Source organism: Aeromicrobium sp. 50.2.37 (genome assembly GCF_024655735.1).
Classification (GTDB): Bacteria; Actinomycetota; Actinomycetes; order Propionibacteriales; family Nocardioidaceae; genus Aeromicrobium.
Genome location: NZ_JANLGG010000022.1, coordinates 25,584 through 50,183, shown reverse-complemented (window position 1 = coordinate 50,183; position 24,600 = coordinate 25,584). Strand labels below are relative to the sequence as shown.

Annotated in this window: 23 protein-coding genes and 1 riboswitch; of the genes, 15 read left to right on the top strand and 8 right to left on the bottom strand. The window is 72.5% G+C overall.

Going from position 1 to position 24,600, the window contains the following annotated elements; all coding sequences use genetic code 11:
- Positions 1 to 14: 14 nt before the first annotated feature.
- The 3 genes from NUV38_RS12660 to icmF all read right to left on the bottom strand — a co-directional run bounded on the left by NUV38_RS12660 (position 15) and on the right by icmF (position 4,772).
- Complete coding sequence (locus NUV38_RS12660) at positions 15 to 710, bottom strand: hypothetical protein (RefSeq protein WP_257729461.1); 696 nt, start codon at positions 708 to 710, stop codon at positions 15 to 17.
- 111 nt (positions 711 to 821) lie between these two features.
- Entirely contained in the window at positions 822 to 1,379 is a 558-nt protein-coding gene (locus NUV38_RS12655) for a hypothetical protein (protein ID WP_257729460.1), read from the bottom strand.
- 165 nt (positions 1,380 to 1,544) lie between these two features.
- Entirely contained in the window at positions 1,545 to 4,772 is a 3,228-nt protein-coding gene (gene icmF, locus NUV38_RS12650; RefSeq protein WP_257729459.1) for a fused isobutyryl-CoA mutase/GTPase IcmF, read from the bottom strand.
- A 56-nt stretch (positions 4,773 to 4,828) separates the two neighbouring features.
- Here icmF and NUV38_RS12645 point away from each other — a divergent pair, with 56 nt between their 5' ends.
- The 3 genes from NUV38_RS12645 (at position 4,829) to NUV38_RS12635 (ending at position 7,904) form a co-directional block, all read left to right on the top strand.
- Positions 4,829 to 5,335 carry a MarR family winged helix-turn-helix transcriptional regulator gene (locus NUV38_RS12645; protein ID WP_257729458.1) on the top strand — a complete coding sequence of 169 codons (507 nt, stop codon included), beginning with the start codon at positions 4,829 to 4,831 and terminating at the stop codon, positions 5,333 to 5,335.
- Positions 5,332 to 5,700 carry a hypothetical protein gene (locus tag NUV38_RS12640; protein ID WP_257729457.1) on the top strand — a complete coding sequence of 123 codons (369 nt, stop codon included), beginning with the start codon at positions 5,332 to 5,334 and terminating at the stop codon, positions 5,698 to 5,700. Before NUV38_RS12645 ends, NUV38_RS12640 begins: the two co-directional genes overlap by 4 nt.
- Before the next feature lie 830 nt (positions 5,701 to 6,530).
- Positions 6,531 to 7,904, top strand: coding sequence for a GntP family permease (locus tag NUV38_RS12635; protein ID WP_257729456.1), 1,374 nt, complete (start codon positions 6,531 to 6,533; stop codon positions 7,902 to 7,904).
- A 45-nt stretch (positions 7,905 to 7,949) separates the two neighbouring features.
- On the opposite strand, the gene NUV38_RS12630 is transcribed toward NUV38_RS12635, so the two are convergent.
- The 3 genes from NUV38_RS12630 to NUV38_RS12620 all read right to left on the bottom strand — a co-directional run bounded on the left by NUV38_RS12630 (position 7,950) and on the right by NUV38_RS12620 (position 11,085).
- Complete coding sequence (locus tag NUV38_RS12630; RefSeq protein ID WP_257729455.1) at positions 7,950 to 8,402, bottom strand: hypothetical protein; 453 nt, start codon at positions 8,400 to 8,402, stop codon at positions 7,950 to 7,952.
- Positions 8,399 to 10,300, bottom strand: a complete 1,902-nt coding sequence (locus NUV38_RS12625) for an acyl-CoA dehydrogenase (protein ID WP_257729454.1) — start codon at positions 10,298 to 10,300, stop codon at positions 8,399 to 8,401. The genes NUV38_RS12630 and NUV38_RS12625 overlap by 4 nt, the downstream gene beginning before the upstream one ends.
- Positions 10,301 to 10,389: 89 nt before the next feature.
- Positions 10,390 to 11,085 (bottom strand): metal-dependent transcriptional regulator, encoded by a 696-nt coding sequence (locus NUV38_RS12620; protein WP_308219696.1) that lies wholly within the window; start codon positions 11,083 to 11,085, stop codon positions 10,390 to 10,392.
- 96 nt (positions 11,086 to 11,181) lie between these two features.
- Between NUV38_RS12620 and NUV38_RS12615 the strand changes: the two genes are divergently transcribed.
- From NUV38_RS12615 to NUV38_RS12565, 10 genes are all read left to right on the top strand, one after another.
- Positions 11,182 to 11,334, top strand: a complete 153-nt coding sequence (locus tag NUV38_RS12615) for a hypothetical protein (protein WP_257729453.1) — start codon at positions 11,182 to 11,184, stop codon at positions 11,332 to 11,334.
- An 86-nt stretch (positions 11,335 to 11,420) separates the two neighbouring features.
- Entirely contained in the window at positions 11,421 to 11,909 is a 489-nt protein-coding gene (gene rraA / locus NUV38_RS12610) for a ribonuclease E activity regulator RraA (RefSeq protein WP_257729452.1), read from the top strand.
- Between the two features lie 95 nt (positions 11,910 to 12,004).
- Positions 12,005 to 12,074: riboswitch (cobalamin riboswitch) on the top strand.
- 85 nt (positions 12,075 to 12,159) lie between these two features.
- Positions 12,160 to 14,028: a hypothetical protein gene (locus NUV38_RS17105; RefSeq protein ID WP_308219695.1), complete on the top strand. Its 1,869-nt coding sequence runs from the start codon at positions 12,160 to 12,162 to the stop codon at positions 14,026 to 14,028.
- Complete coding sequence (locus NUV38_RS12595; protein WP_257729451.1) at positions 14,025 to 14,876, top strand: LPXTG cell wall anchor domain-containing protein; 852 nt, start codon at positions 14,025 to 14,027, stop codon at positions 14,874 to 14,876. The genes NUV38_RS17105 and NUV38_RS12595 overlap by 4 nt, the downstream gene beginning before the upstream one ends.
- 22 nt (positions 14,877 to 14,898) lie before the next feature.
- Positions 14,899 to 16,044, top strand: coding sequence for an energy-coupling factor transporter transmembrane protein EcfT (locus NUV38_RS12590; protein WP_257729450.1), 1,146 nt, complete (start codon positions 14,899 to 14,901; stop codon positions 16,042 to 16,044).
- Positions 16,028 to 17,698, top strand: a complete 1,671-nt coding sequence (locus NUV38_RS12585; RefSeq protein ID WP_257729449.1) for an ABC transporter ATP-binding protein — start codon at positions 16,028 to 16,030, stop codon at positions 17,696 to 17,698. The genes NUV38_RS12590 and NUV38_RS12585 overlap by 17 nt, the downstream gene beginning before the upstream one ends.
- Entirely contained in the window at positions 17,695 to 18,501 is an 807-nt protein-coding gene (locus NUV38_RS12580) for an ECF transporter S component (protein WP_257729448.1), read from the top strand. Before NUV38_RS12585 ends, NUV38_RS12580 begins: the two co-directional genes overlap by 4 nt.
- Before the next feature lie 31 nt (positions 18,502 to 18,532).
- Positions 18,533 to 19,177, top strand: a complete 645-nt coding sequence (locus NUV38_RS12575; RefSeq protein ID WP_257729447.1) for a hypothetical protein — start codon at positions 18,533 to 18,535, stop codon at positions 19,175 to 19,177.
- 29 nt (positions 19,178 to 19,206) lie between these two features.
- Positions 19,207 to 19,962 (top strand): 2-phosphosulfolactate phosphatase, encoded by a 756-nt coding sequence (locus NUV38_RS12570; protein WP_257729446.1) that lies wholly within the window; start codon positions 19,207 to 19,209, stop codon positions 19,960 to 19,962.
- Between the two features lie 93 nt (positions 19,963 to 20,055).
- Positions 20,056 to 20,388 (top strand): Lsr2 family protein, encoded by a 333-nt coding sequence (locus tag NUV38_RS12565; RefSeq protein ID WP_257729445.1) that lies wholly within the window; start codon positions 20,056 to 20,058, stop codon positions 20,386 to 20,388.
- 15 nt (positions 20,389 to 20,403) lie between these two features.
- On the opposite strand, the gene NUV38_RS12560 is transcribed toward NUV38_RS12565, so the two are convergent.
- Positions 20,404 to 21,342: an SDR family oxidoreductase gene (locus NUV38_RS12560; RefSeq protein ID WP_257729444.1), complete on the bottom strand. Its 939-nt coding sequence runs from the start codon at positions 21,340 to 21,342 to the stop codon at positions 20,404 to 20,406.
- Between the two features lie 120 nt (positions 21,343 to 21,462).
- On the opposite strand from NUV38_RS12560, the gene NUV38_RS12555 reads away from it, so the two are divergent.
- A complete protein-coding gene (locus NUV38_RS12555; protein ID WP_257729443.1) occupies positions 21,463 to 22,299 on the top strand; it encodes a helix-turn-helix transcriptional regulator in 837 nt (278 codons plus the stop codon).
- 108 nt (positions 22,300 to 22,407) lie between these two features.
- Here NUV38_RS12555 and NUV38_RS12550 read toward each other — a convergent pair whose 3' ends face one another.
- Positions 22,408 to 23,556, bottom strand: a complete 1,149-nt coding sequence (locus NUV38_RS12550) for a TDT family transporter (protein ID WP_257729442.1) — start codon at positions 23,554 to 23,556, stop codon at positions 22,408 to 22,410.
- A 93-nt stretch (positions 23,557 to 23,649) separates the two neighbouring features.
- On the opposite strand from NUV38_RS12550, the gene NUV38_RS12545 reads away from it, so the two are divergent.
- Positions 23,650 to 24,555, top strand: a complete 906-nt coding sequence (locus NUV38_RS12545; protein ID WP_257729441.1) for a LysR family transcriptional regulator — start codon at positions 23,650 to 23,652, stop codon at positions 24,553 to 24,555.
- Positions 24,556 to 24,600 lie beyond the last annotated feature (45 nt).

The following is a 24,600-nucleotide window of genomic DNA, read 5'->3' as shown; positions in this document are numbered from 1 at the left end:
GGGCTCGCTCCGGCTCAGCGGCCGAGGCCCTCGCGGTCGACCTTGCGGTGGAAGTGCATGCCCGCCAGTCCGCCGAGCATGGCGCCGACGAGTGCGGCCGCGACCACGCCGACGAGGAGCACGACGGCGGCGAGGCTCAGGTCGGACAGGTCGCTCGGGATGCGCGGGAAGGCGTTGAGCTGGTCGAAGACGTCGTAGCGGGTCCCGGCCACGGCACCGAGGACCGCGACGACGATCGCCGCGACGACGGCCCACGCGAAGACGGCGATGCCCTGACGGATGCCGTCGAAGCGCGCCATGCGGCCGGCCACGTAGCCGCCGCTGTAGTACGACACGAGGACGGCGACCAGCACCAGCGCGACGCCGGCCCAGCCGATCTCGTCGGCCGACAAGCCCTGGTCGGCGGCGGCGTCGGTGACGTCGGTGCCCGACACCAGGCCGACCCCGGCGCCGGCCGCGGCGACGAGCGCGGTGAGCAGCACCGTCATGCCGGTCGCGGTGACCCAGCCGAAGAACGCGCAGACGATCTTGACGCCGCCGAAGCGCTCCTTCTGCCTCTCGACGACCTCCTTGCGGTCGACGACCGGTGTCCGGTGGTCGACGTCCGCGGTCGTGTCGGCCTGCCTCGGCTCGTCGTGCCTCGGGTCAGCGTGCCTCGGGTCAGCGTGCCTCGGGTCGGGGGCGGCGGGGTCGTGGTCGTGCGTGCTCATGGCGAGCTCCTTGTCATGGGGCCTGATCGACGACCGGAGGCGTGGACACGAACGTAGACCGGGACCCGAGGCGGCGCGACTCGATGAGCGGCGCCGCCTCCGTGCCGACGCTCAGGCCCGGGGCGGGGACGTGCGGTGCTCGCCCGGCGTCTCGAACGGCTCCGGGTCGACGACGGGTCGATCGGTCACGCCGTGCCCGTCCGCGACGTGCGAGCCATGCGCCGTCGGGTCGGCGGCCGGCGCCTCGGTGCCCGGGGTCAGCGGAGCCTCGCCGACCGAGCCCTGGTCCGTCGCCCGGTGGTCACGCCCGGCGTCGGGCACGTCGGGGTCGAGGCGATCGGCCTCGGCGAGCCGGTCGTCGGCTGCTCCCTGCACCTCGGCGGCCTCGTTCTCGAGGTCGACGGCGTGCTTCTCCAGGCGGTCGGCCTCCAGACGGGCCTCGTCCGCATCGGCGCGCGCGACGGCGGCGCCGGCCTCGGTCTGCTGGGCGGCCACGGCGGCCTCGCGCGCCTCGTCACGGAGCGTGCCGGCCTTCTGCCGATCCCGCTGCTCCTGCTCGAGCCGGTGACGGCGCTTGGCGTCGGCGCTCTTGCGGGCCACCGACACCACGAGGCCGAGCAGCAGCAGTGCCACCACGACGGCGATGACGATCCAGATCCAGGTGTCCATCTCGATTCCCTCCGAGTCCGCGGCCGCACCGTCGGGTGCTGGGGGGCCGCGTCCTACCCCTCCTTGGTAGCGCAGATGGAGCGCGGGCGCGCGTCGGCGGGAGCGAACAGGAGGGGCTCGAGCGGCGTTCCGTGCGTGGGTGGCGGGAGCGCGCGAGACCCTGTCCTAGACGTTGCGCCGGTACTGACCGCCCACCTCGAAGAACGCCTCGGTGACCTGCTGGAGGGAGCAGACGCGGGCGGCGTCCATGAGCACGGCGAACACGTTGTCGCCCTCGACCGCAGCCTGCTTGAGTCGGGCGATCGCGGCCTCGGCCTCGGAGCGGTGCGTCTCCTGGAAGGCGTGCACGCGGTCGAGCTGCGACTGCTTCTCGGCCTCCGTGGCACGGGCCAGCTCGACCGTCGGCGCCTCGACCTCCGACTCCGGACGTCGGAACGTGTTCACGCCGATGATCGGCAGGGAGCCGTCGTGCTTGCGGTGCTCGTAGAGCATCGACTCGTCCTGGATGCGTCCGCGCTGGTAGCCCGTCTCCATCGCGCCCAGCACGCCGCCGCGCTCGTTGATGGCGTCGAACTCGGCCAGCACGGCGTTCTCCACGAGGTCGGTCAGCTCGTCGATGATGAACGAGCCCTGGAGCGGGTTCTCGTTCATGGCCAGCCCCCACTCGCGGTTGATGATGAGCTGGATCGCAAGCGCGCGGCGCACGGACTCCGCGCTCGGGGTCGTGACGGCCTCGTCGTAGGCGTTGGTGTGGAGGCTGTTGGCGTTGTCGTAGATCGCGATGAGCGCCTGCAGCGTGGTGCGGATGTCGTTGAAGTCCATCTCCTGCGCGTGCAGGGAACGACCCGACGTCTGCACGTGGTACTTCAGCTTCTGGCTGCGGTCGTTCGCGCCGTACTTCTCCTTCATCGCCACGGCCCAGATGCGTCGTGCCACCCGGCCGAGCACCGAGTACTCCGGGTCCATGCCGTTGGAGAAGAAGAACGACAGGTTGGGCGCGAAGTCGTCGATGTCCATGCCGCGCGCCAGGTACGACTCGACGTACGTGAACCCGTTGGCGAGGGTGAAGGCGAGCTGGCTGATGGGGTTCGCCCCGGCCTCGGCGATGTGGTAGCCGGAGATGGAGACGGAGTAGAAGTTCCGCACGCCCTCGTCGATGAAGAACTGCTGGATGTCGCCCATCATCCGCAGGCTGAACTCGGTGGAGAACAGGCAGGTGTTCTGGCCCTGGTCCTCCTTGAGGATGTCGGCCTGCACGGTGCCGCGGACGTTCTTGAGCGCGTAGGAGCGCAGCTCGGCGTGCTCGGACTCGGTGGGCTCGCGGCCCTCCTTCTCCCGGAAGCGGGCCACCTGCTGGTCGACGACGGTGTTGAGGAAGAAGGCCAGCACCGTGGGCGCGGGACCGTTGATGGTCATCGAGACCGACGTGGACGGCGACACGAGGTCGAAGCCGTCGTAGAGCGCCTCCATGTCGTCGAGCGTGGCCACGGAGACCCCCGACGTGCCGACCTTGCCGTAGACGTCGGGGCGCGGGTCGGGGTCGCGGCCGTACAGCGTCACCGAGTCGAAGGCGGTCGACAGGCGGGTCGCGTCGCCGTCCTCGCTCAGCAGCTTGAAGCGGCGGTTGGTCCGGAACGGGTCGCCCTCGCCGGCGAACATGCGGGCCGGGTCCTCGCCGTCGCGCTTGAACGAGAAGACGCCCGCCGTGTACGGGAAGTGCCCGGGCAGGTTCTCGCGCCGCCAGAAGCGCACGAGGTCGCCGTGGCCGGTGAAGCGGGGCAGCGAGACGCGCGGGACCTTGGTGCCCGAGAGCGACTCCCGCGTGAGCTGGGTGACGATCTCCTTGTCGCGGACCGTCACGACCTGCTCGTCGCCGGAGTAGGCCTCGACGACGGCCGGCCACTGCTCGATCTGGTCGGCGACGTCGTGCGGGACGGCCTTGCGGGCGGTCTCGAGCAGCGCGGTGACTCCCGAGGCGTCGAGGTCGGCGTCGGCGAGCTCGGTCGCGGTCGTCTCCAGGCGCTGGGCGCGGTCAGCCGCGTCGGCGAGACGCTCGGTCTCGGCGTGGTAGCCGCGCACCGTCTCGGTGATCTCGGACAGGTACCGCACACGGTCGGCGGGCACGACGGCCTGGATGCCGCTGGAGTACCGCACGTCCACGGGCGGCAGCACGCCCTCGGCGACGGGCAGCCCGCGCTCGCCCAGGGCGTCGCGCAGGTGCTGGTAGAGCGCGGTCACGCCGTCGTCGTTGAAGGTGGCGGCCGACGTGCCGAAGATCGGCATGTCCTCGGGCTTCTTGCCGAAGGCCTCGCGGTTGCGGACCAGCTGGCGGCCGACGTCGCGGTAGGCGTCCTTGGCCCCGCGCCGCTCGAACTTGTTGATCGCCACGACGTCGGCGAAGTCGAGCATGTCGATCTTCTCCAGCTGCGACGCGGCGCCGAACTCCGGCGTCATCACGTACATCGAGGTGTCGACGTGCGGGACGATCGCGGCGTCGCCCTGGCCGATGCCGGGGGTCTCGACGACCACGAGGTCGAACGCAGCGGCCTTGAGCACGGCGACGACGTCGTCGAGGCAGTCGGGCAGCTCGTGGGAGCCACGGGTGGCCAGCGACCGGAAGTACGCCCGCTCCCCGTCGAGGGAGTTCATCCGGATGCGGTCGCCGAGCAGGGCGCCGCCGCCGCGACGCCGGGTGGGGTCGACGGCGAGGACGGCCACGCGCAGCTTGTCCTGCTGGTCGACGCGGAAGCGACGCACGAGCTCGTCGGTGAGCGAGGACTTGCCTGATCCGCCGGTGCCGGTGATGCCGAGGACGGGGGAGGGGTGCGCGGCTGCGGCGTCCTGCAGGCGCTGGCGGTCGGCGTCGGCGAGGCGCCCGGTCTCGGCGAGCGTGATGGCCCGGGCGACGGCTGCGCGGTCGCCGGCGAGCACCGCGTCCACGTCGAAGTCGCCGAGGGTGGTGAGGTCGACGTCGCAGTCGCGGACGACGGAGTTGATCATGCCCACGAGACCGAGGCGCTGGCCGTCCTCGGGGGAGAAGATCGTGACGCCGGAGTCGCGGAGCCGGGCGATCTCCTCGGGCACGATGACACCGCCGCCACCCCCGACCACGCGGACGTGGCCGGCGCCCTGCTCCCGCAGCGACTCGACCAGGTACTCGAAGTACTCGACGTGCCCGCCCTGGTAGGACGAGACCGCGACGCCCTGCACGTCCTCCTCGATGGCGGCGTCGACGACCTCCTTGACGGAGCGGTTGTGCCCGAGGTGGATCACCTCGGCGCCCTGGCTCTGGAAGATGCGCCGCATGATGTTGATCGAGGCGTCGTGGCCGTCGAAGAGCGCCGACGCGGTGACGAGTCGGACCGGGTTCGACGGGACGTGGAGGTCAGCCATAGGAACCACAATAGTCGGACATCCAACTAATCGTCCACCCTGGGTAGACTGCCGCCATGACCTCCGTGCCCCCCACGCCGCGGCTCGCGTTCGACCCGCTGGAACGGGCCGGGGAGCTGTGGGAGGAGCGCATCGGCGACGCCACGGCCATGCGGCTCGCGACGTCGATCATGCGGGTGCAGCAGCTGGTGATCGGTCGGCTCGACGCGGCGCTGAAGCCGCACGGCATCACGTTCGCCCGGTTCGAGGTGCTCCGGCTCATCTCGTTCAGCCGCGAGGGGCGCCTGCCGCTCAGCAAGATCGGCGAACGGCTCATGGTGCATCCTACGTCGGTCACGAACGCGATCGACAGGCTCGAGGCGCACGGACTCGTGGTCCGCGAGCCCGATCCGGCCGACCGGCGGCGCACCTTCGCGACCCTCACGCCCGAGGGTGAGCGTGTGGTCGAGGCGGCCACCGAGGCCCTCATGGACGTGAAGTTCGGCGTGGCCGAGCTCGACGCCGACGACCAGCAGGCGGCCTACACGCTGCTGCGGGGGCTGCGGCAGGTCGACTTCACGTGACCGCGCCGACGGCCCCGGCGACGGTGCCGTTGGTCGCGCGGCCGTGGGTGTGGGTGGTGGGCGCGCTGACGGTGCCGTTCCTGCTGCGCCTCGTGCTCGGTGAGGGCGCCCGCCCGTTCGGTTCGGTCGTCCTCTGGATCGGTGTCGTGGGAGCGGTGGTTGCGACCATCGCCAAGGCGCACCGCTGGGCGACGCGGAGGACGCAGGTGGTGGCCTGGGTGAGCGGGATCGGGACGCTCGTCGGCTTCGTCTACGCCTGGACGCGACCGGAGTACGACGCCGGGATCGGCGACGCCGGGCTCGTCCTTCTCGTGACGATGGTGCACGTGGGCGTCGCCTGGGGCACGCGGCCGCCGTCGCGCTGAACCTCGACCTGCGGATGCGGCTGCGTCGGCTCCGAGTGGACCTGCTGGTGCAGCGTCGTCCCGGGTGGGTCTTCCGCTGCTGCTGCGTCGCCGTGGCTGCGAGTCGACCTGCGCTCCGAAAGGGCCTCGACCGGCGGACGGGTCCGGGGTCGGGCGAGCACGCGGAGCGTGGCTCGGGGGACGCAGGGTTCTGCGGTCGTGCGTGAAACGTCGAAGGATGCTGCGTTCGTGGTCGGATCCCGTAGCGAACGCAGCATCGTTCGGGCTTCTGCACTTGAAGGCAGAATCGTGCGTCCCCGGTGGGCGGGAGTGGGCAGGGATTCTCCCTTCTCGTGGACCGTTCCACGGAGAGGGAGAATCCCTGCCCATATGGGCCCCTGTCGTCGCCACGATGCTTCCTTCGCGAGGCACGGTCCACGCGAAGGACCAATCGTTCGTGGATCACGCGCAGATGAAGAATGGTGGCCGCGCCCCGCAGACCCACCCGAGCCCAGACCCCCCGCCCGGTCGAGGCCCTTTCGGAGACCGCCCCGACTCGGAGCCACAGCGACGCAGCAGCAAGCGAGAACCCGGCCGCGCCCCGCAGACCCGGCCGGGCGCAGACCCACCGCTCCGGTCGAGGCCGTCTCGGAGACCGACCCGACTCGGAGCGACAGCGACGCAGCAGCAAGCGAGCGCTCGGCCGACGCGACGCGACGCAGCCGCAGGCCAGCGCCCGACCGAGGCGACGCCGCCGCCGGCGACGACTCGCGCAGCGCAGCCGCAGGCGTCGACCCGGTCGAGCCGACGTCGCCTAGGGTGAGCCCCACATCGAACGAGGGGGGATCGACGTGGAGGTCGTCCACACAGCCATCGCCATTGTGCTGGTCGTCGGGCTGATCATCTGGGTGAAGGTCGATCCGGTGATCTCGCTGGTGATCGCCTCGCTCTACCTCGGCCTCGCGGCCGGGGTCGGGTTCGCGGACACGATCACGGCGATCACCGAGGGCTTCGGCTCGATCATGGCCGAGGTGGGCCTGCTCATCGGCTTCGGCGTGCTCATCGGGGCGCTCCTGCACTCGCTCGGGACCTTCCGCAAGCTCGTGCACGCCCTGCTCAAGGTCGTGGGCGCGAAGCGTCTGCCCTACGCCCTCACCGGCGCACTCTCCACCGTCTTCCCGTCCATCTACGTCGACGTCCAGGTCGTGCTCGCCGCGCCCATCGCGCGCTCGTCGGCACCCCACGTCGGCCCACGCGGCCTGGCGCACCTCGCCGGCGCGATCGGCACCGGGATCTTCGCCGGCTACGTGTTCGTGATCCCCGGGCTCGCGGCGGTCTCGATCGCGGGACTCCTCGACGTCCCCCTCGGCACGTGGATGCTCTACGGCATCGTCCTCGGTCCGCTCACCGCCGTCATCACCACCTACCTGTTCGGGCTGATGCTGCGGGCCGGCTGGTGGAAGCCCGAGGCCGACGAGGCCGAGGACGACCCGATCGACTACGACGACGGCGTCGAGCAGAACACCGCCGGCACTGGCCCGGGCGAGCGCGACACGCTCCACGACGTCGAGGTGCCGCTGTTCACGTCGCTGCTGCCGATCCTCGTGCCGCTCGTGATGATCGCCTTCGGTGCGTTCGCGGAGCTGCTCGACTTCTCCAACGCCTTCATCGCCTTCATCGGCAACGCCAACGTCGCCCTCTTCGTGGGACTGCTCGGCGCCTACGTCCTCGCCCGCGCGGCCGCGGGCACCGAGCGGACCGACAAGGCGCTCAAGACCGGCTTCCACACGACGGGCGAGATCCTGCTGATCACCGGCATCGGCGGCTCGCTCGGCGCCGTCATCGAGGCCACCGGGCTCGACGCCACGCTCGCCGGGCTGTTCTCGGCCAGCGAGGGCGCGGCCGTGGTCACGAGCGTCCTGCTCGCCTGGTTCATCGCCGCCGTCCTGCACCTGGCCATCGGCTCCGTCTCGGTCGCCGCCATCACCGCCGCGGGCATCATCGGCCCGGTGCTCACCTCCATCGAGGTGGCGCCGATCGCCATCGGCCTCGCGATCGCCTCCGGTGCGATGTTCGCGCTGACGGTGAACTCCAACTTCTTCTGGATGTTCAAGTCGTTGCTCGGCCTGACCACCCAGGGCGCCCTGAAGTCGATGACCGTGGTCACCAGCATCGCGTCGCTGGTCAGCCTGCCGATGGTGCTGGCGATCGCCTTCGTGGTGTGACGTCCCACCGCCGAGCGCCCAGGTCCGAGCGCCCAGGTCCGAGCGTCAGGGGTCGACGCGGTAGCGGCCCTCCAGGAACACGTCGACGCCCTGGATCTTCGGCAGGTCGATGCAACCGCTGACGACGCCGAGCACCACCGCGTCGGGACGGATCTCGACCTCCACCTGGTACTCGGCGGGGACAGCCTCCCGGACCCGGTCGGCCAGGTCGGCCGGTGCCGGCTCGGCGAGCTCGAGCGTCGCGTCGACCCGGTGCCGGACCCGGCTCAGGTCGTCGGGGTCGCACCGCTGCGTGTCCGCCAGCCCGGCCAGCTCGTCGTCCGGGGACAGCGCGATCCGCGAGCCGGCCGCGTCGAGGGCGGATCGGAACGCGTCGTCGGTGCGGTCCTGCCAGCGCGCGACGCCCTCGACGTCGACGTCCGGGGAGGTGCATCCGGACGTCGACGTGACGAGGAGGACCGTCGCGCCGACGGCACCCGCGAGGCGTCGAGGGGTCACTGCTTGAGCAGCATCGCGGCGCCGAGCGTCTCCTCCGGCACGCCCAGGCCCTCGATGAGGGTGAGCAGGTGCGGGCGCAGCTCGCCCAGCTGCTCGTTGAGCAGCTGGGTCACGGCCTTGGCGCGCTGGTCGGAGATCCGGTTGTGGGCCATGTACCAGGCGAGGTCGTCCTCGATGACGCTCAGCGCGTACAGCGTGCAGACCTTGCGCAGCAGGTCGGCGGCTTCGGGGTCCTCGCAGCGCGCGATGCCGGCGGTGAACGCCTCGAGCACCACCCGGTCGACGTGCGCCCGTCCGCACCGGATCAGGTGGTCCTGCGCGTCGTTGAAGATGCGGAAGGCCTCGTCGCCCTCGGCCTTCGCGGCCCGCTGCAGACGCCGGGCGGCGGTCTCGATCAGGTGTTCCTCACGGTCCTCGAACAGGCTCAGCTGCGTGCCGCGATCGAGCAGGTCGTGCGCCTCGCCACCGGTGGGCGCGGCGTCGATGAGCCGCTGGATGAGCTGGCTGGCGGCCGTCCGCTCACGAACCGTCTCGGCCACGGTCTCGGCCACGAACCGCACCATGCCGACCGCGTCGAGCCCACCGACCTCCTTGGCGTACGACGTGAGCAGCTCCTTGCTGAGCAGCTGGAGCATCACGTGGTTGTCGCCCTCGAAGGTGGTGAAGACGTCGATGTCGCCGCGCAGCACGGTAAGGCGGTTCTCGGCGAGGTAGCCGGCGCCGCCGCACATCTCGCGCGACTCGTTGATGGTCCGCGACGCGTGCCAGGTCATGATCGCCTTGAGGCCGGCGGCGCGGCCCTCGAGCTCACGCTGCTCCTGCAGGTCGGGGTCCGTCGAGCGCTGCAGCCGGTCCATGCGCGAGACCTGCTGGTTCTGGGCGAACCGGTAGGCGTACGAACGGGCGATGAGCGGGAGCAGGCGACGCTGGTGCACGCGGTAGTCCGCCAGCAGCACCTCGGGCTCGCCGTCCTGGCCGAACTGGCGCCGTTCCAGGGCGTAGCGTCCGGCGATGCTGAGGGCCACCTCGGCGGCGGCGAGTGCCGACCCCCCGACGCTGATGCGTCCGCGCACGAGCGTGCCGAGCATCGTGAAGAACCGTCGGTTCACGTCCTCGATGGGCGAGGTGTAGGTGCCGTCCTCGGCCACGTCGCCGTACTTGTTGAGCAGGTTCTCGCGTGGGATGCGCACCTGGTGGAAGGCGAGACGGCCGTTGTCGACGCCGCCGAGCCCACCCTTGTGACGGTCGTCGCCGATCTCCACGCCGGCGCAGGTCTGCCCCTTCTCGTCGCGGATCGGCACGATGAAGCAGTGCACACCGTGGTTCTCGCCCCGGGTGACCAGCTGGGCGTAGACCGCGGCGACCGTGGCGTGGGCGGCGGCGTTGCCGATGTAGTCCTTCGTGGCCGACGGCGTGGGGGAGTCGACGACGAACTCCTGCGTGTCCGCGTCGAAGGTGGCGGTCGTCTCGAGATGCTGCACGTTGCTGCCGTGGCCGATCTCGGTCATGGCGTAGCAGCCCACGAGGTCGAGCGAGATGAGCCGCGGGATGAGGTCGCGGTGGCGCTCGGTGCCGAGGTTCTCGACCGCGCCGCCGAACAGACCCCACTGCACCCCCGCCTTCACCATGAGCGAGAGGTCGAACTGGGCCAGCATCTCGATGCCGGTGACCGCCATGCCGGGATCGCCGCCACCGCCGTGCTCGGTGCGGAAGCCGGCGGCGGGGACGCCGGTGTCGACGAGACCCTCCAGCTGGCGCAGCGTCCGCTCGCGGGCGGCGTCGATGTCGAGGTCGAGGTCGTACGCCAGGTCCATCTCGGCGAGCTCCCTGCGGGACTGCTCGCGCACGTGGCGCCACTTGCCGTCGAGGGCGATGCGGACTTCTTCGGACAGGCTCATGGACGAAACGCTACTCGTGGGTCGCTTCCGCCGCAGCGGTCCGCGCGAGGTCGGTGGCCAGGACGCCGGGTGGTGGCGTGCAGAGGGTCTCAGGCGGGCGAGACGAAGATCGCCGCCGCAGCCACGTGGCCGACGTCGAGCGTGCGGCCGTCGATCCGGACGGCCAGGGTGCCCGCGAAGTCGTGCCGCTCGTCCAGGTGCACACGGACCCCGAGGACGAGCCCGAGCTCGACGAGGTGGCGCAGCAGGGCCGGGTCGTCGTCGGAGACGCGCACCACGACGAGGTCGGCAGGTGCCTCGACGTCGACGAGTCGGCGTGCGTCGAGCGCGGGCAGTCGACCGTCGGCCGTCGGGATGGGGTCGCCGTGGGGGTCGAACTCGGGGTGGTCGAGCCGCTCAGCGAGCCGCTCGACGAAGTCGTCGCTCACGGCGTGCTCCAGGACCTCGGCCTCGTCGTGCACCTCGTCCCAGGCGTAGCCGAGGTACTCGACGAGGAAGGTCTCGACGAGCCGGTGGCGGCGGACCATCGCGAGCGCGGCCGACCGACCCGACGCCGTGAGGGTGACCGCTCCGTAGCGTCGGTGGTCGACGAGCCCCTGGGCGGCGAGCTTCTTGAGCGCCTCGGAGACCGTCGAGGGCGTCACGCCGAAGCGGTCGGCGAGCGCCTTGGACGAGATGGGGGTGTCGTCCCACTCCTGGCTCGTCCAGATGACCTTGAGGTAGTCCTGCATCGAGGAGGACAGCGTCGCGGAGGGCGGCGTCGAGGAGGGGTGGGCGTCGGGCACCGATCCAGGGTATCGATGGACGGCCGCGGCATCGGCGGCACGAATCTTCGGTGCACCGAACTTCCATGTTGGCCCCGGCCTGGTAGTGTCTGCGGCATGGCGAACATCGCGCACTCCGGCTCGAGCCGTCCGGCACCTCGCCGGCTCACGGCCGCCGAGTCGCGCCTGCTGCGCACCGGCCTGCTCCGCACGGTGCTCTTCGTGGCGGCCTTCGTCGCGTTCCTGGCGATCGGCTCTGCTCTCTCCTGAGGTGTTGCGTGCGTTGCGTACGTCACCGCCGGGCGCGAGCCGCGGCGCACGCGTAGCGTCCTGCTGAGTCGACCGATGGAGGACCCATGACCAGCTGGACCACGCCCGACCTCTGCGACACCCACCTCCCGGATCGGCTGGCGGTCGTCCAGCCGGGTCTGCTGCGTGGCTTCGGTGGCCGCGAGGCGTTCAGCGGCTCGGTCGAGACGGTCGCCTGCTTCGAGGACAACTCGCACGTCAAGCGCCTCGCCGACGAGCCGGGCGACGGCCGCGTCCTCGTCGTCGACGGCGGCGGGTCGCTGCGGCGTGCGCTCCTCGGTGACGTGATCGCCGCCCGCTTCGTCGAGAACGGGTGGTCCGGGCTGGTCATCCACGGTGCCGTGCGCGACGTCGAGATCCTGCGCGACCTCGACCTCGGGGTGCAGGCGATCGCCCCGTGCCCCGTCCGCACGAAGAAGCGCGGCCTCGGCGACGTCGGCGTGGCGCTGACCTTCGGCGGCGTGACGATCCGGTCCGGCCAGTGGGTCTACGCCGACGCCAACGGCGTGGTCGTGGCCGACGCGCCCCTGGTCTGAGACCCTCGTCGCACCTGCGACGCCGGGACGCAGGGCTGTCGTGGGTGATACGGTCCGCCTGTCACTCGACACACAACTCCACGTGCCCGAATGCGGGGAAGCCGGTCCAAGTCCGGCGCTGACCCGCAACCGTAGCCCTCGCTCCGCGAGGGGAGCCGGAACGCCGCATCGGGCGCCTGACCAATCACGCTGTCGCGGTCGCAGCGGGTCCCCTCGGGATCCTCCTGCCTTTGCAGCGGGTGAGGACCCCATGAAGAAGTCCCTGCGTCGCGGCCTCGTCGCGACCGCCGCCGCCGTGGCCCTCGCAGGTGCAGCCGTCGCGGTGCCCACCTCGGCACAGGCCGACGTCGCCGACACCACCGGTGCCTGGCTCGCCGGCGAGCTCGACGACCGCCTGCTGCCGGGCCAGTTCGGGTCCCCGGACTACGGCCTCAGCGTCGACGCGCTGCTGTCGCTCGACGTGCTCGGCGTCCAGGCCGGGGCGATCGGCGACATCGCCGACGCGCTCGCCAAGGACCCGCAGGCCTACATCAGCGGGGAGGCGTTCGGCGACGAGGGCAGCACGTACGCCGGCGCCACCGGCAAGCTCGCCGTCGGTGCCGCGACCGCGGGTCGTGATCCGCAGTCCTTCGGCGGCGTCGACCTGGTCGAGCGGCTGCGGAGCACCATCGCAGCGCAGGGCGAGGAGGCAGGCCGTGCCTCCGACGTCTCGGACTTCGGTGACTACTCCAACACGCTCGGCCAGACCTTCGTGGTCCGCGCACTCGTGGACGCCGGCGACGACCTGGCCCTCGACGCGATCGACTACCTGCTGAAGCAGCAGTGTGCCGACGGCTCGTTCCGCATCGGCATGTTCGCCGAGGCGGTCCCGGACGACCCCGAGACCGAGTGGGACGACAGCATCGCTCCGGTGGACCGGGAGTGCGGCGACCCGACGACCAAGGGCGACGACACGATCAGCTACGACGCGACGGCGCTGGCGGTCACCGCGCTCGTGGAGGCCGAGGACGCCGGCATCGACGGACTCGGCGACGCGATCGACGACGGCGCCGCGGCCCTGGCCGACGCCCAGGCCTCCGACGGCAGCCTGCAGGACGACGGCGTCGCCAACGCCAACACCACCGGCCTCGCGGCCCTCGCCCTCGCCGACGCCGGCGACCTCGACGCAGCGACCGCTGCCGCCGAGTTCGTCGCGACCCTGCGGGTGCCCGACGACGCGAGCGGCGCGCTCGCCGACGAGCGGGGTGCGATCGCCTTCGACCAGGCGGCCTTCGACGCCGCGCAGACGGCCGGTCTGCCCGAGTCGCGTGACCAGTGGCGCCGCGCCACCGCGCAGGCGGCCGGTTCGCTCGCGCTGCTGCCCGACTCCGCCACGCTCACCGTCACCACCGCGACCGACGGCTTCGCTGGGACCGGCCAGGACGTCGGGGTCGTCATCGAGGGCCTGGAGGCCGGCGAGCCGGTGACCGTCACCGCCGGCGACGACGTCGCGAAGGGCGCCGCCGACGACGACGGGCGCGCGGAGCTCGACGTCACCATGCCGTCGGCCGCCGGCACGGTGTCCATCGACGCCCAGGGCGGCTCGCCCGAGCGGACCGGCTCCACGAGCGTCCAGGTGCTCGCCCCTGCCACGTTCGAGCTCGGCGCCCCGGCGTCGGTCGAGGCGGGCGAGTCCTTCGCGCTGGACGTCGACGGGCTCGTCGACGGTGAGGGCTACGAGGCAACGTTCGAGCAGGGCGGCAGCGGCGACGCTGCCCCGGCCGCACGGGCCCTGCCCTCCGGTGGGACTGGCTCCCTGGCGACCCTCGCGGTCTCCGGCGTGGTCGCTCCCGAGGAGCCGGGCGAGTACACGCTGTCCGTGGTCAGCACGGTCCCCGAGCGCAGCGGCAGCACGACGCTCACCGTCGTGGCCGCCGACGCCGGGCCCGGCGCAGGCGGCGACGGTTCCGAGGGCTCCGAGGGCGCCGGCTCCTCCGACGGCGGCGCCACCGACACCGGCTCGCTGCTCCCGTCGGCCGGAACCACGGTCTCCCTGGTGGTCGTGGCCGCCGCGCTCCTGGCGGTGCTGCTCGGTGCGGTGCTGACGCTGCGCCGTCGCCGCGCCGAGGGCGGCGCGTGATCCGCCGCGGCCTCGCGACCCTCCTGGTCTGCCTGGTCGGGGCGGGGAGCCTGGTGGCGCTCGCGGCGGCGCCCGCATCGGCCGCCCCCTGCCCCCGGGGCACCGGGGTGACCGTGGTCGTCGATGGCAACCAGCTCGGTGGCCTCAGCACCACCTGCGTGCCCGGCGGCGGCCGCAGCGCCGCCTCGGCGTTCTCCGCCGCCGGCGTCGCCATGACCTACGCCGCCCGGCAGCAGGGATTCGTCTGCCGCGTGAACGGGGCCCCCGCGAACGCCGGCTGCGTGAACGCCTCCCCGGCCAACGCCTACTGGTCGCTGTGGACGTCCTCGGGCAACGGCGTGTGGAGCTATGCCTCGACGGGCGTCGGCGGCGCGTCGATCCCCGCCGGTGGCTGGGTGGCCTGGAGCTGGCAGGGGCAGTCGGCCAGGTCCGCGCCGAGCGTGACGCCGCAGGGGCCCGCGCCAGCGCCCTCCCCCACGAGCAAGCCGGTCGGCGGCGGCACGTCGTCGGGAGGCTCGAGCTCCGGGTCGGACCCGAAGAAGGCCGACCCGGCGAAGAAGTCCACCCCCGAGAAGTCCGCGACGGCGCAAGCCGCGCGAAAGCAAGAGGCTCAGGAGGGAGCCGCTGCGCAGGAGAAGCAGGAGGCGGCCAAGAAGAAGGCCGCTGCCGACGCCTCCCCGAGCGCCACCGCGCCGTCCGACGACGCCACGTCGCCCGACGACGAGACCCGCGCGACGTCGGCCGACGCCGGGTCGCCGTGGCCCACGCTGGTCGGTGTCGCGGCCGTGCTGGTGCTGCTCGGTGCCGCCGGGATCATCGCGTGGCGGCGGAGGGGAAGCACGCCCTGACCCCCTCTGCCGCGGGGCGGCGATGACCGCTCCCGCCCGTGACCTGCATCCCGGAGCCTGGTGGCTCTGGGCGCTCGGTCTCGCCGCGGCGGCGTCGTTCACCCTCAACCCGCTGGTGCTCGCGTTGATCGCGGCGGTGGTGGTCCTCGTGGTGATGGCCCGCCGCAGCGAGGCGCCATGGGCGATGTCGTTCCGGTTCTACATGTACTTCGCGCTGTTCGTCGTGGTGCTGCGGGTCGTGTACCGGATCCTGTTCGGCGGTGGAGCGCTCGAGGGCGACACGATCGTGCTGCACCTGCCCGAGATCCCGTTGCCCGACGCGGCCCGTGGCATCCAGCTCCTGGGCGACGTGACGTCGACGGCGCTGCTCGGTGCGCTCTACGACGGCATGCGGCTGGCCGTGATCATCCTGTGCGTCGGCGCCGCGAACTCCCTGGCGAACCCCCGTCGCCTCCTGGCCGCGGTGCCCCCCGCGTTCTACGAGGTCGGAACCGCCGTGGTCGTGGCTCTCTCGGTCTTCCCGCAACTCGCCGAGAGCGTGCAGCGGGTCAACCGTGCGCGTCGGCTGAGGGGTGACGCCGGCAAGGGGGTCGGCCGGCTCCGGCGCGTGGTCGTGCCGGTGCTGGAGGACGCCCTGGAGCGGTCGATGACCCTGGCCGCCGGGATGGACGCGCGTGGCTACGGGCGCTCCGGCACCGCGACGTCGCGCGAGCGGCTCGTCACCGGGGTGCTCATGCTCACCGGGCTCGGCGCGCTCTGCGTCGGTGCCTACGCCTACCTCGACGGCACCGCGCCCCGTCTGCTCGCGGGGCCCGTGCTCGTGCTCGGGGTCCTGCTCGCCGCCGCTGCGCTGTGGTTGGCCGGCCGGCGCGTGCAGCGCACCCGCTACCGCCCGGACCGGTGGCGTCGGCCCGAGGTCCTGACGGCGCTGTGCGGCGTCGTGGTCGCCGTCGGGGTCGACCGCGCCTTCGACCTCGACCCGTACGTGGTGGTCCCCGACCTCGAGCGGTGGCCCACGATCGGCGTCCCGCTCGTGCTCGTGCTGCTGGTCGGTGTGCTTCCGGCGTTCCTGGCCCCGCCGCCGGCCCCCGACGTCGCCGGGGGCGCCGACCGCGCCGGTGGCTCGGGGCGCGACGCGGAGGAGGTGGACCGTGCTCGAGCTGCGTGACGTGACCTTCTCCTACGACGACGCGACCGGGACCGGGACGGCGGAGCCGACGCTGCGCGACGTCGGCCTGGTGCTGCCCGACGGCGAGCTGCACCTGGTGTGCGGCCGCACCGGGTCGGGCAAGTCGACGCTGCTCGGCCTGTTCAACGGCCTCGTCCCGCACTTCAGTGGCGGCCTGCTCGAGGGCGACGTGCGCGTCGACGGCACGTCCATCGTGGGCACACCGCCGCGCGAGCTGGCACACCTCGTCGGGTACGTGCCGCAGGACCCGCTGTCGGGGTTCGTGAGCGACGTCGTGGAGGACGAGCTGGCCTACGGCATGGAGCAGCTCGGGCTCGACCCGCAGACCATGCGACGTCGGGTGGAGGAGACGCTCGACCTGCTGGGCATCGCCGACCTCCGACGTCGCGCGCTGCGCACGCTGTCGGGCGGCCAGCAGCAGCGGGTCGCGATCGGCGCCGTGCTCACGATGCACCCCCGGATGCTGGTGCTCGACGAGCCGACGTCGGCGCTCGACCCCACGGCGGCCGAGGACGTGCTGGCCACGGTCGCCCGGCTCGTGGCCGACGTCGGGCTCGGGGTGGTGGTGGCCGAGCACCGGATGGAGCGGGTGATCCCCTTCGCAGACCGTCTCGTCGTGGTGGAGGGAGGTCGGGTGCGCGACGGCGACCCGGCCGACCTGCTGCGCGAGAGTCCCGTCGCGCCGCCGCTGGTGGAGCTGGGCCGGCTCGTCGGGTGGGAGCCGCTTCCGCTCACCGTCCGCGACGCGCGGCGTCGGGCCAGCGACCTGCGACCTCGGCTCGCGGGGGCGCCGACCCGGACCCCGCCGGTGCCGACGGGCCCCCCGGTGCTGCGGGCGCGCGACATCTCGGTCGACTACCGCCGGCACCGTGCGGTCAGCAGCGTCGACCTGACGGTCGACCCCGGCCAGGTCGTCGCGCTCATGGGCCGGAACGGATCGGGCAAGTCGTCGCTGCTGTGGGCGCTGCAGGGCGGACTCAAGCGCGCGAGTGGCTCCGTGGCCGTCGGGGCCGACGGGCTCGACCCGGCGGGCCTGTCGCCCGCGGCCGCCCGCGCCCTGGTGGGGCTCGTGCCCCAGACCGCGTCCGACCTGCTCTACCTCGAGACCGTGGACGACGAGTGCTCGGCGGCCGACACCCACGCGGAAGCCGAGCCTGGACGCTGCCGCGGTCTGCTCGACCGGCTCGCCCCGGGCATCGCCGGATCGCACCACCCCCGCGACCTGTCCGAGGGCCAGCGGCTCGCCCTCGTGCTGGCCATCGTGCTCACGACCTCGCCCCGTGTCCTGTTGCTCGACGAGCCGACGCGTGGTCTCGACTACGCCGCGAAGGCGCAGCTGGCGGCCATCCTGCACACCCAGGCGGCCGAGGGTCGCGGCGTCGTCGTGTCGACCCACGACGTGGAGTTCGTCGCGCAGGTGGCCGACGCCGTCGTCGTCCTCGCCGAGGGTGAGGTGGTCTCGGCCGGGGGCGTGTCCAAGGTCCTGGCCGAGTCGCCCGCCTTCGCCCCCCAGGTCTCCAAGGTGCTGGGCTCGGACTGGCTCACCGTCGCCGACGTCGAGGGAGCGCTCGCACGACCGCCCTCCACCGACGGGTGCGGCCACGCGTCGACCCAGGACGGGGGACGACGATGACGGCGCGGCTGGGCCTGCGCTCGGCCCTCGTGCTCGGCGTCGCGTCGCTCGCGGGCCTGGTCATGTTCCTGTGGCCGTTGTTCATCGAGCCGACCGCAGGGGCGGAGCGGGTCGACCAGCCGTTCCTGTTCATGGCGCTCCTGCCGATCGTCGTCATGGTGGTGGTCGCCGAGCTCACCGAGGGCGGCATGGACGCCAAGGCCCTGGCGATGCTCGGTGTGCTGACGGCGGTGAACGCGGCACTGAGACCCCTGGGTGCCGGGACGGCCGGCATCGAGACGGTGTTCTTCGTCCTCGTCCTCGCCGGGCGGGTGTTCGGGCCGGGGTTCGGCTTCGTGCTGGGGTGCACCTCGTTGTTCGCGTCGGCCCTGCTCACGTCGGGCGTGGGGCCGTGGCTGCCGTTCCAGATGATGTGCGCCGCGTGGATCGGGCTGGGCGCGGGTCTGCTGCCGCGGCGGGTCACGGGACGGGCGGAGATCGCGATGCTCGTGGTCTACGCCGTGGTCGTGGCGTACCTGTTCGGCATGTTGATGAACCTGTCGTCGTGGCCGTTCCAGCTCGGCATCGCCGCCCCCGGGGCCGAGGAGACGCTGCAGCTGGTGCCGGGTGCGCCGATCCTGGAGAACCTGCACCGCTTCCTGGTGTTCAACCTCGTCACGTCGACCTGGGGCTGGGACACGGGCCGAGCCCTCACGAACGCGCTGCTCGTGGCCACCCTCGGACCCGCCGTCCTGGTGACCCTGCGCCGGGCGGCTCGGCGCGCTCGGTACGGGCGGGCGGCGGAGTCGGTCCCGCAGGCCTGAGTCACGCACGCCGTCTGTGACGATGGACGACATGCTTCGCCACGTCCACCACCTGCTGTCCGTCGTCGTCTGCACCGCTGCACTGGCGGTCGCTCCGTCTGCGGCGCAGGCAGCCACCGAGGGTGAGTGCGGGCCCGACGACGTCGTGGTGGTGGTCGAGCCCGCGACGCTCGACGGTGATCGGCTCGTCCGCTGCGCCACGGACCTCGCCGACGACGCCAGCGCCTACGACGCTCTCCAGGCGGCCGGTCTCGACGTCGAGGAGACGCAGGGCTCCGCACCCTTCGTCTGCCGGATCGACGGTCGGCCGGACGCGGCGCAGGAGTCGTGCGGCGCCTCGCTCTCCGGCGACGGGTACTGGGCCTTCCTCACCGCCGACGAGGGCGGCGAGTGGGCCTACGCCCAGACCGGCGTGCGCGACCACGACGTCGCGGTGGGCGAGTTCCTCGCCCTGCGGTACCAGCTGCTCGCGGACGGGGAGGACGTCGTCGTCGAGACGGCCCCCACCGAGCAGACCCGCGCGGCCGCCGAGCTCGTGGCGACGCCTGGCGAGACCGACGACGTGGCCACCTCCACCGGGTACGCCGTCGGGTGGGTCGAGGTCGTCGTCTTCGTCCTCGTGCTCGGCTTGCTCGTGGTCGGCGCCGTGGTCCTGGCACGCCGCCGTCGACCCTGACGGTTCTCGCTGCCCGGCACACTGGGCCCATGCTCACGACTCACCAGCCGGGCCACACGGTCCGCTTCGACTGGGGCCCGGTCGGCGGCCGCGCGATCTCCGAAGGAGCAGACGTCGCCGTCGTCGTCGACGTGCTGTCGTTCACCACGGCGCTGGGGGTGGCGGTGGAGCGCGGCAGCGTCGTGGTGCCGTACCCGACCGGTCGCGCGGACGCGGCCGAGGTCGCGGCGCAGACCGGCGCGGTGCTGGCCGCCGACCGGGTCTCGGCGGGCCCGGACGAGCCCACGCTCTCGCCGGCGCGGCTGCTGCGGGTCCCGCTGCCGGGTCGTCTGGTGCTGCCGTCACCGAACGGGTCGGCCGTGGCGCACGCGCTCGCGGGCTCGGCCACGACGGTGGTGGGCGCGAGCCTGCGCAACGCGGCCGCCGTCGCTGCGTGGATCGCGCGGGAGCACGACGCCGACGACACCGTGGTCGCCGTGGTCGCCGCGGGGGAGCGGTGGAGCGACGGCTCGTTGCGACCCGCGCTCGAGGACCTGTGGGGTGCCGGTGCGGTGCTCGCGGCGCTCGAGGACTTCGAGTGGCCGGGCCTGTCGCCGGAGGCCGCCGCCGCAGCCGACGCCTACCGGCTCGTGCAGGGTCGCGAGGCCGCGCACCTGACGGCCTGCGCGAGTGGCGAGGAGCTCGTCGCGGCGGGCTGGTCCGACGACGTCGGCGTGGCGTCCGAGGTCGGTGCCAGCAGCGTCGTGCCGGTGCTGAGCGACCGCGGTTTCGTCGCCGCGCCGTGAAAGTCGGCGCATTCTGAAACTATTCATGACTTTGGTCCTGAATGCTCCCGTGAAATGCCCGCATTATTGGGTGCTGAGCGATATGGTTCCGGCATGGCGAAAAAGACCGTGGAAAAGTTCTACTCCGACCTGAGTGGCGACGAGATCGACACCCCGGCACCGACGGTGTCGTTCACGTTCGATGGAGTGGGCTACCAGGTCGACCTCACCGAGTCCGAGCGCCAGGCCTTCGCCGACGCCGTGGCTCCCTACATCGCCGTCGGCCGCCGCGCCGCCGGTCGCACCACCCGAAGCTCCTCCTCGGGGGGAGGTTCCGGCGTCGACGCCAAGGCCGTGCGCGCCTGGGCCCAGGAGCAGGGCCTCGACGTCCCGGCCCGTGGCCGCGTCCCGTCCTCGCTCATCGAGGCCTACCAGTCCGCCAACTGACCCGGGCCGGCCGGCTCATCGCTGCCCGAACACCACGCCGGTGAGACGCTCGGAGAGGTCCCAGGACCGCGCGGCGTCGTCGAGGTCGCCGAGCGGCTTCCAGAGGTCCTGCGGACCTGGCGCGCCGCCGGTACCGCCCAGGCCCTGCGGCCCGTAGAAGGACGCCGGGTCCGGGGCCGTCGCTGCCACCAGCGCGGGGAGCGCAGCGCTCTCGGAGGTGCCGACGAGCACGCCCAGCGCGGAGAGCCGGCGGATGACCCGCACGCCTAGCGTGTCGCCCGACCGGCCGACCTCCGGCCGCGCCGCGAGCAGGCTGGTCGGCGCCACGCCCGGGTGGGAGAGGTTGCTCGTGATGCCCCAACCCTGGGCCCGGCTCCGGCGGTCGAGCTCGAGGCCGAACAGGCCCAGGGCGATCTTGGACTGCCGGTACGCGCGCATGCCGTCGTAGGCGCGCTCGAACCCGGGGTCGTCCCAGTTGATGGTGCCGCTCCTGGCCGCAACGCTGACCTGCGACGTCACCCGTGCCCCGCCGGCCACGAGGAGCGGGAGCAGGTGGGCGGTGAGCGCGACGTGGGCGAGATGGTTCGTGCCGAGCTGCAGCTCGAAGCCGTCCTGCGTCGTCTGGCGCTCCGGCGGCGTCATGACACCCGCGTTGTTGACGAGCAGGTGGATCGGATCGCCCTCCGCCCGCATCGTGGTGGCGAAGGCCTCGACCGACGCGAGCGACGAGAGGTCGAGGTCGTGGAGGGTCAGGCGTGCCTGCGGGTGCCGGTCGCGGATCGTCCGCACGGCCGCGTCTCCCTTGGCGCGGTTCCGGACCGGCAGGACCACGTCGGCTCCTGCGGAGGCGAGCGTCCGGGCGATGACGAGCCCGATCCCGTCGCTCCCCCCGGTGATGACCGCGCGCCGACCGGTGAGGTCGGGGACGTCGATGTCGTAGGTCCTGGGTGCCACGGTGTCTCCTGACGATCGGGGCGGCACCTGCCGCCGACCCCACCCTTCGGCACTGCCCCGACCGGATCCAGGGTCTGACGATCCGTGGATGCGCGGACCGGTACGGGGCACGATGGAGCCATGATCGACAGGCCAGGGCTGGCGGACTTCCTCCGCGTCCGGCGCGAGGCCCTGCAGCCGGAGGACGTCGGACTCCCGCGCGGGCACCGGCGCCGCACGTCCGGACTGCGTCGCGAGGAGGTGGCGGTGCTGTGCCACATGTCGGCCGACTACTACACCCGCCTGGAGCAGGAGCGCGGCCCGCAGCCCTCGGAGCAGATGGTCGCGGCCATGGCCCAGGGGCTGCACCTGACCCTCGACGAGCGTGACCACCTCTTCCACCTCGCCGGGCACCGTGCGCCGGAGCGCGGCGCCGAGAGCGACCACGTGAGCCCCGGGATGCTGAGGATCCTCGACCGGCTCGAGGACACGCCGGCGGAGATCGTCACCGAGCTGGGCGAGACGCTGCGCCAGACCCGCCTGGGGGTGGCGCTCGTCGGTGACCTCGCCCGTTTCGTCGGACCCGAGCGCAGCATCGGCTACCGCTGGTTCGCCGTCCCCGGGGCGCGCGACCTCCACCCGCCGGAGGACCACGAGCACTTCTCCCGGATGTACGTCTCCGGTCTGCGCGGCATCGCGGCCCGTCGCGGCCCGACGTCGAGGGCGGCCCGCCTCGCCGCTCACCTCGTGGAGCGGAACGAGGAGTTCCGCGAGCTCTGGGACCGGCACGAGGTGGGCATCGTGCCGCACGAGCTCAAGAGGTACGACCACCCGATGGTCGGACGCCTGGAGCTGAGCTGCCAGATCCTGCAGGACACGCGGCAGGCGCACTCGCTCCTGGTCTACACCGCCGTGCCCGGCAGCGAGAGCCACGAGCGGCTGCAGCTGTTGTCGGTCGTCGGCGCCACGTCGGCCTGACCGGGGTCGCCGGCCTCGGCGACCGACATCGGCACGCGGGTCGGCCCGAGCTGGCTGGCGCCGTGACGTCCGGCCAGGACGTGCGACGTGCGAGGCGTCGTCCAGAGGTCAGGGCTTCTTCAGCAGCGACCCGGTGTGCACGCCGCGAGCGGTGCGGACGGCGACCAGGGCCCAGGCGCCGAGCAGGAGGACGAACAGGGCGCCGGCTGCGACCTGGAGCACGTGGTTGCCGGTCAGCTGGGCGAGCCCGGAGGTGCCGGTGACCACCGTGCCGACCGGGAAGGTGAAGGACCACCAGGTCAGGCTGAACGGAAGTCCTTGCCTGGCCGTGCGTGCGGTGAGGGTGACGGCGATGGCCAGCCACAGCATCGCGAAACCCCACAGGGGAACGCCGTAGACCAGGGCGAAGGCGTGGAACGCGGTGCCGTAGGGGGTGCCCAGCACGCCGGGAGCCACGGTGCCGAGGTGGTGGGCCGCGGTGATCGACTGCCCGATCGGGCCGAGGACGATCCAGAGGGTGGGGACCGCCCCGGCGGCCCCGACCCCGTGGTGCAGGAGACGGTTCCAGATGAGCACGATCATAACGACGCTGCACAGGAGCGTGAGGCCGAAGAACATGTAGCAGGCCAGCAGCATCGTCTGCTGCGCCTGACCGGCCGGGAGGTGGGGCACGAGGGCCGCGCCGGTGGCGGCGCTGACCATGGGTGGCACCACCGGCATGAGCCAGCCGCCGAAGGCGGAGTCCTCCTGGACCTCGTGCGCGGTGAAGGCGCGGATCGGCACCAATACCGCCGTGGTCAGACCGAGCAGGGTCCCGGAGGTCCACAGCACCCAGTCCAGCGTCAGCGCGGCGGTCATGCCGATCAGGTGGTGTCCCACGAGCACCCCGCCGGCGCCGACGGTCATGAGCCCCATCGCGGGGGCGCCGTAGAAGTGCGACATCACCGGGTCGTCCAGGTGGCCACGAGCCACCTCGCCGTGGAGCCGCCAGTGGCCGGCGGTCGCCACGACGACCACGACGAGCAGCGCGAGAGCGAGGACCCAGACCGCGACGGCGAGTCCGGTGATCCCGGGCACCGTGAAGGGCAGGGAGGCCGCAGCGACGGCGACGATGCCGGTGCCCATCACCGAGGCGAACCAGTTGGGTCCGATGAAGCCGAGCGCCGGAGCGCCCTCGAGCTCGCGCAGCCAGGTCGATCCGTCGCGAGGTCCGCGACCGGTGTGCTCCCCGGTCGTTGCGAGACGTGCGGTGGTCATGGCTCCACCGTGGTCCCGTCGAGCCGTCGGCGGTAGAACCCGTCTGCCTGTGGTTCCACAGGTCGAGCCTGTGGACAGGAGTAGCCTGGGGAGGTGCGCAACGTCCCCGACCTCGCGGCCCTCCAGCTCCTGGTGGACGTGGGCACCCACGGGAGCATCGGCGCCGCGGGCCGCGCGAACGGCATCACGCAGCAGTCGGCGTCCGAACGGCTGAGAGCCCTCGAGGCGCAGACGGGGCTGACTCTCCTGCGGCGCGCTGCAGGAGGGTCCACGCTCACCGAGTCGGGAGTCCTGGTGGTGGGCTGGGCTGCTCGGCTGATCGATCTCGCGCGGGAGATCGACGAGTCCATCGTCACCTTGCGCGAGGGGCGGGCCCACCAGCTGAGCGTCGCGGCGAGCATGACCGTCGCCGAGCACCTGCTGCCGCTGTGGCTCGTGCGTCTTCGCCAGCAGCACGACACCGTCGTCAGCCTGACCGCCACCAACAGCGAGCACGTGCGGACGGCCGTGGCGGACGGCTCGGTCGACATCGGCTTCGTGGAGGACGGTGCCGATCCCGGCGGACTGGCATCGCTGGTCGTCGCTCGCGACGAGCTGGGCCTGTACGCGGCACCGCACGACCCATGGGCTCGGCAGGGTTCCCCGCTGACGCCCCACGAGCTCGTCTCCCGACCACTGACGTGGCGCGAGCAGGGGTCCGGAACGCGACGCGTCGTCGACGACGCGCTCGCGGGGCTCGGTCTGACCGCCGCGGTACCGGCCGTCGAGCTGACCACCACGTCCGGCATCCGGTCGGTCGTCGGTGCAGGCAGCCCGCCTGCGTTCATGAGCCGGCGCACGGTACGCAGCGACGTGGAGGCCGGGCGGCTCGTCGAGGTGTCGACCACGGGGCTGGACCTCTCGCGGGACCTCACCGCGCTGTGGGTCGGCAGCGGCCGCCCGCCCGCGGGCCCCGTCCGTGACCTGCTCGCGATCGCCACCAGACCCCAGCCGTCATGACGGTGGGTCCACGCCCCCGCTGGTCCACGCCTCCACCGCGCCCTC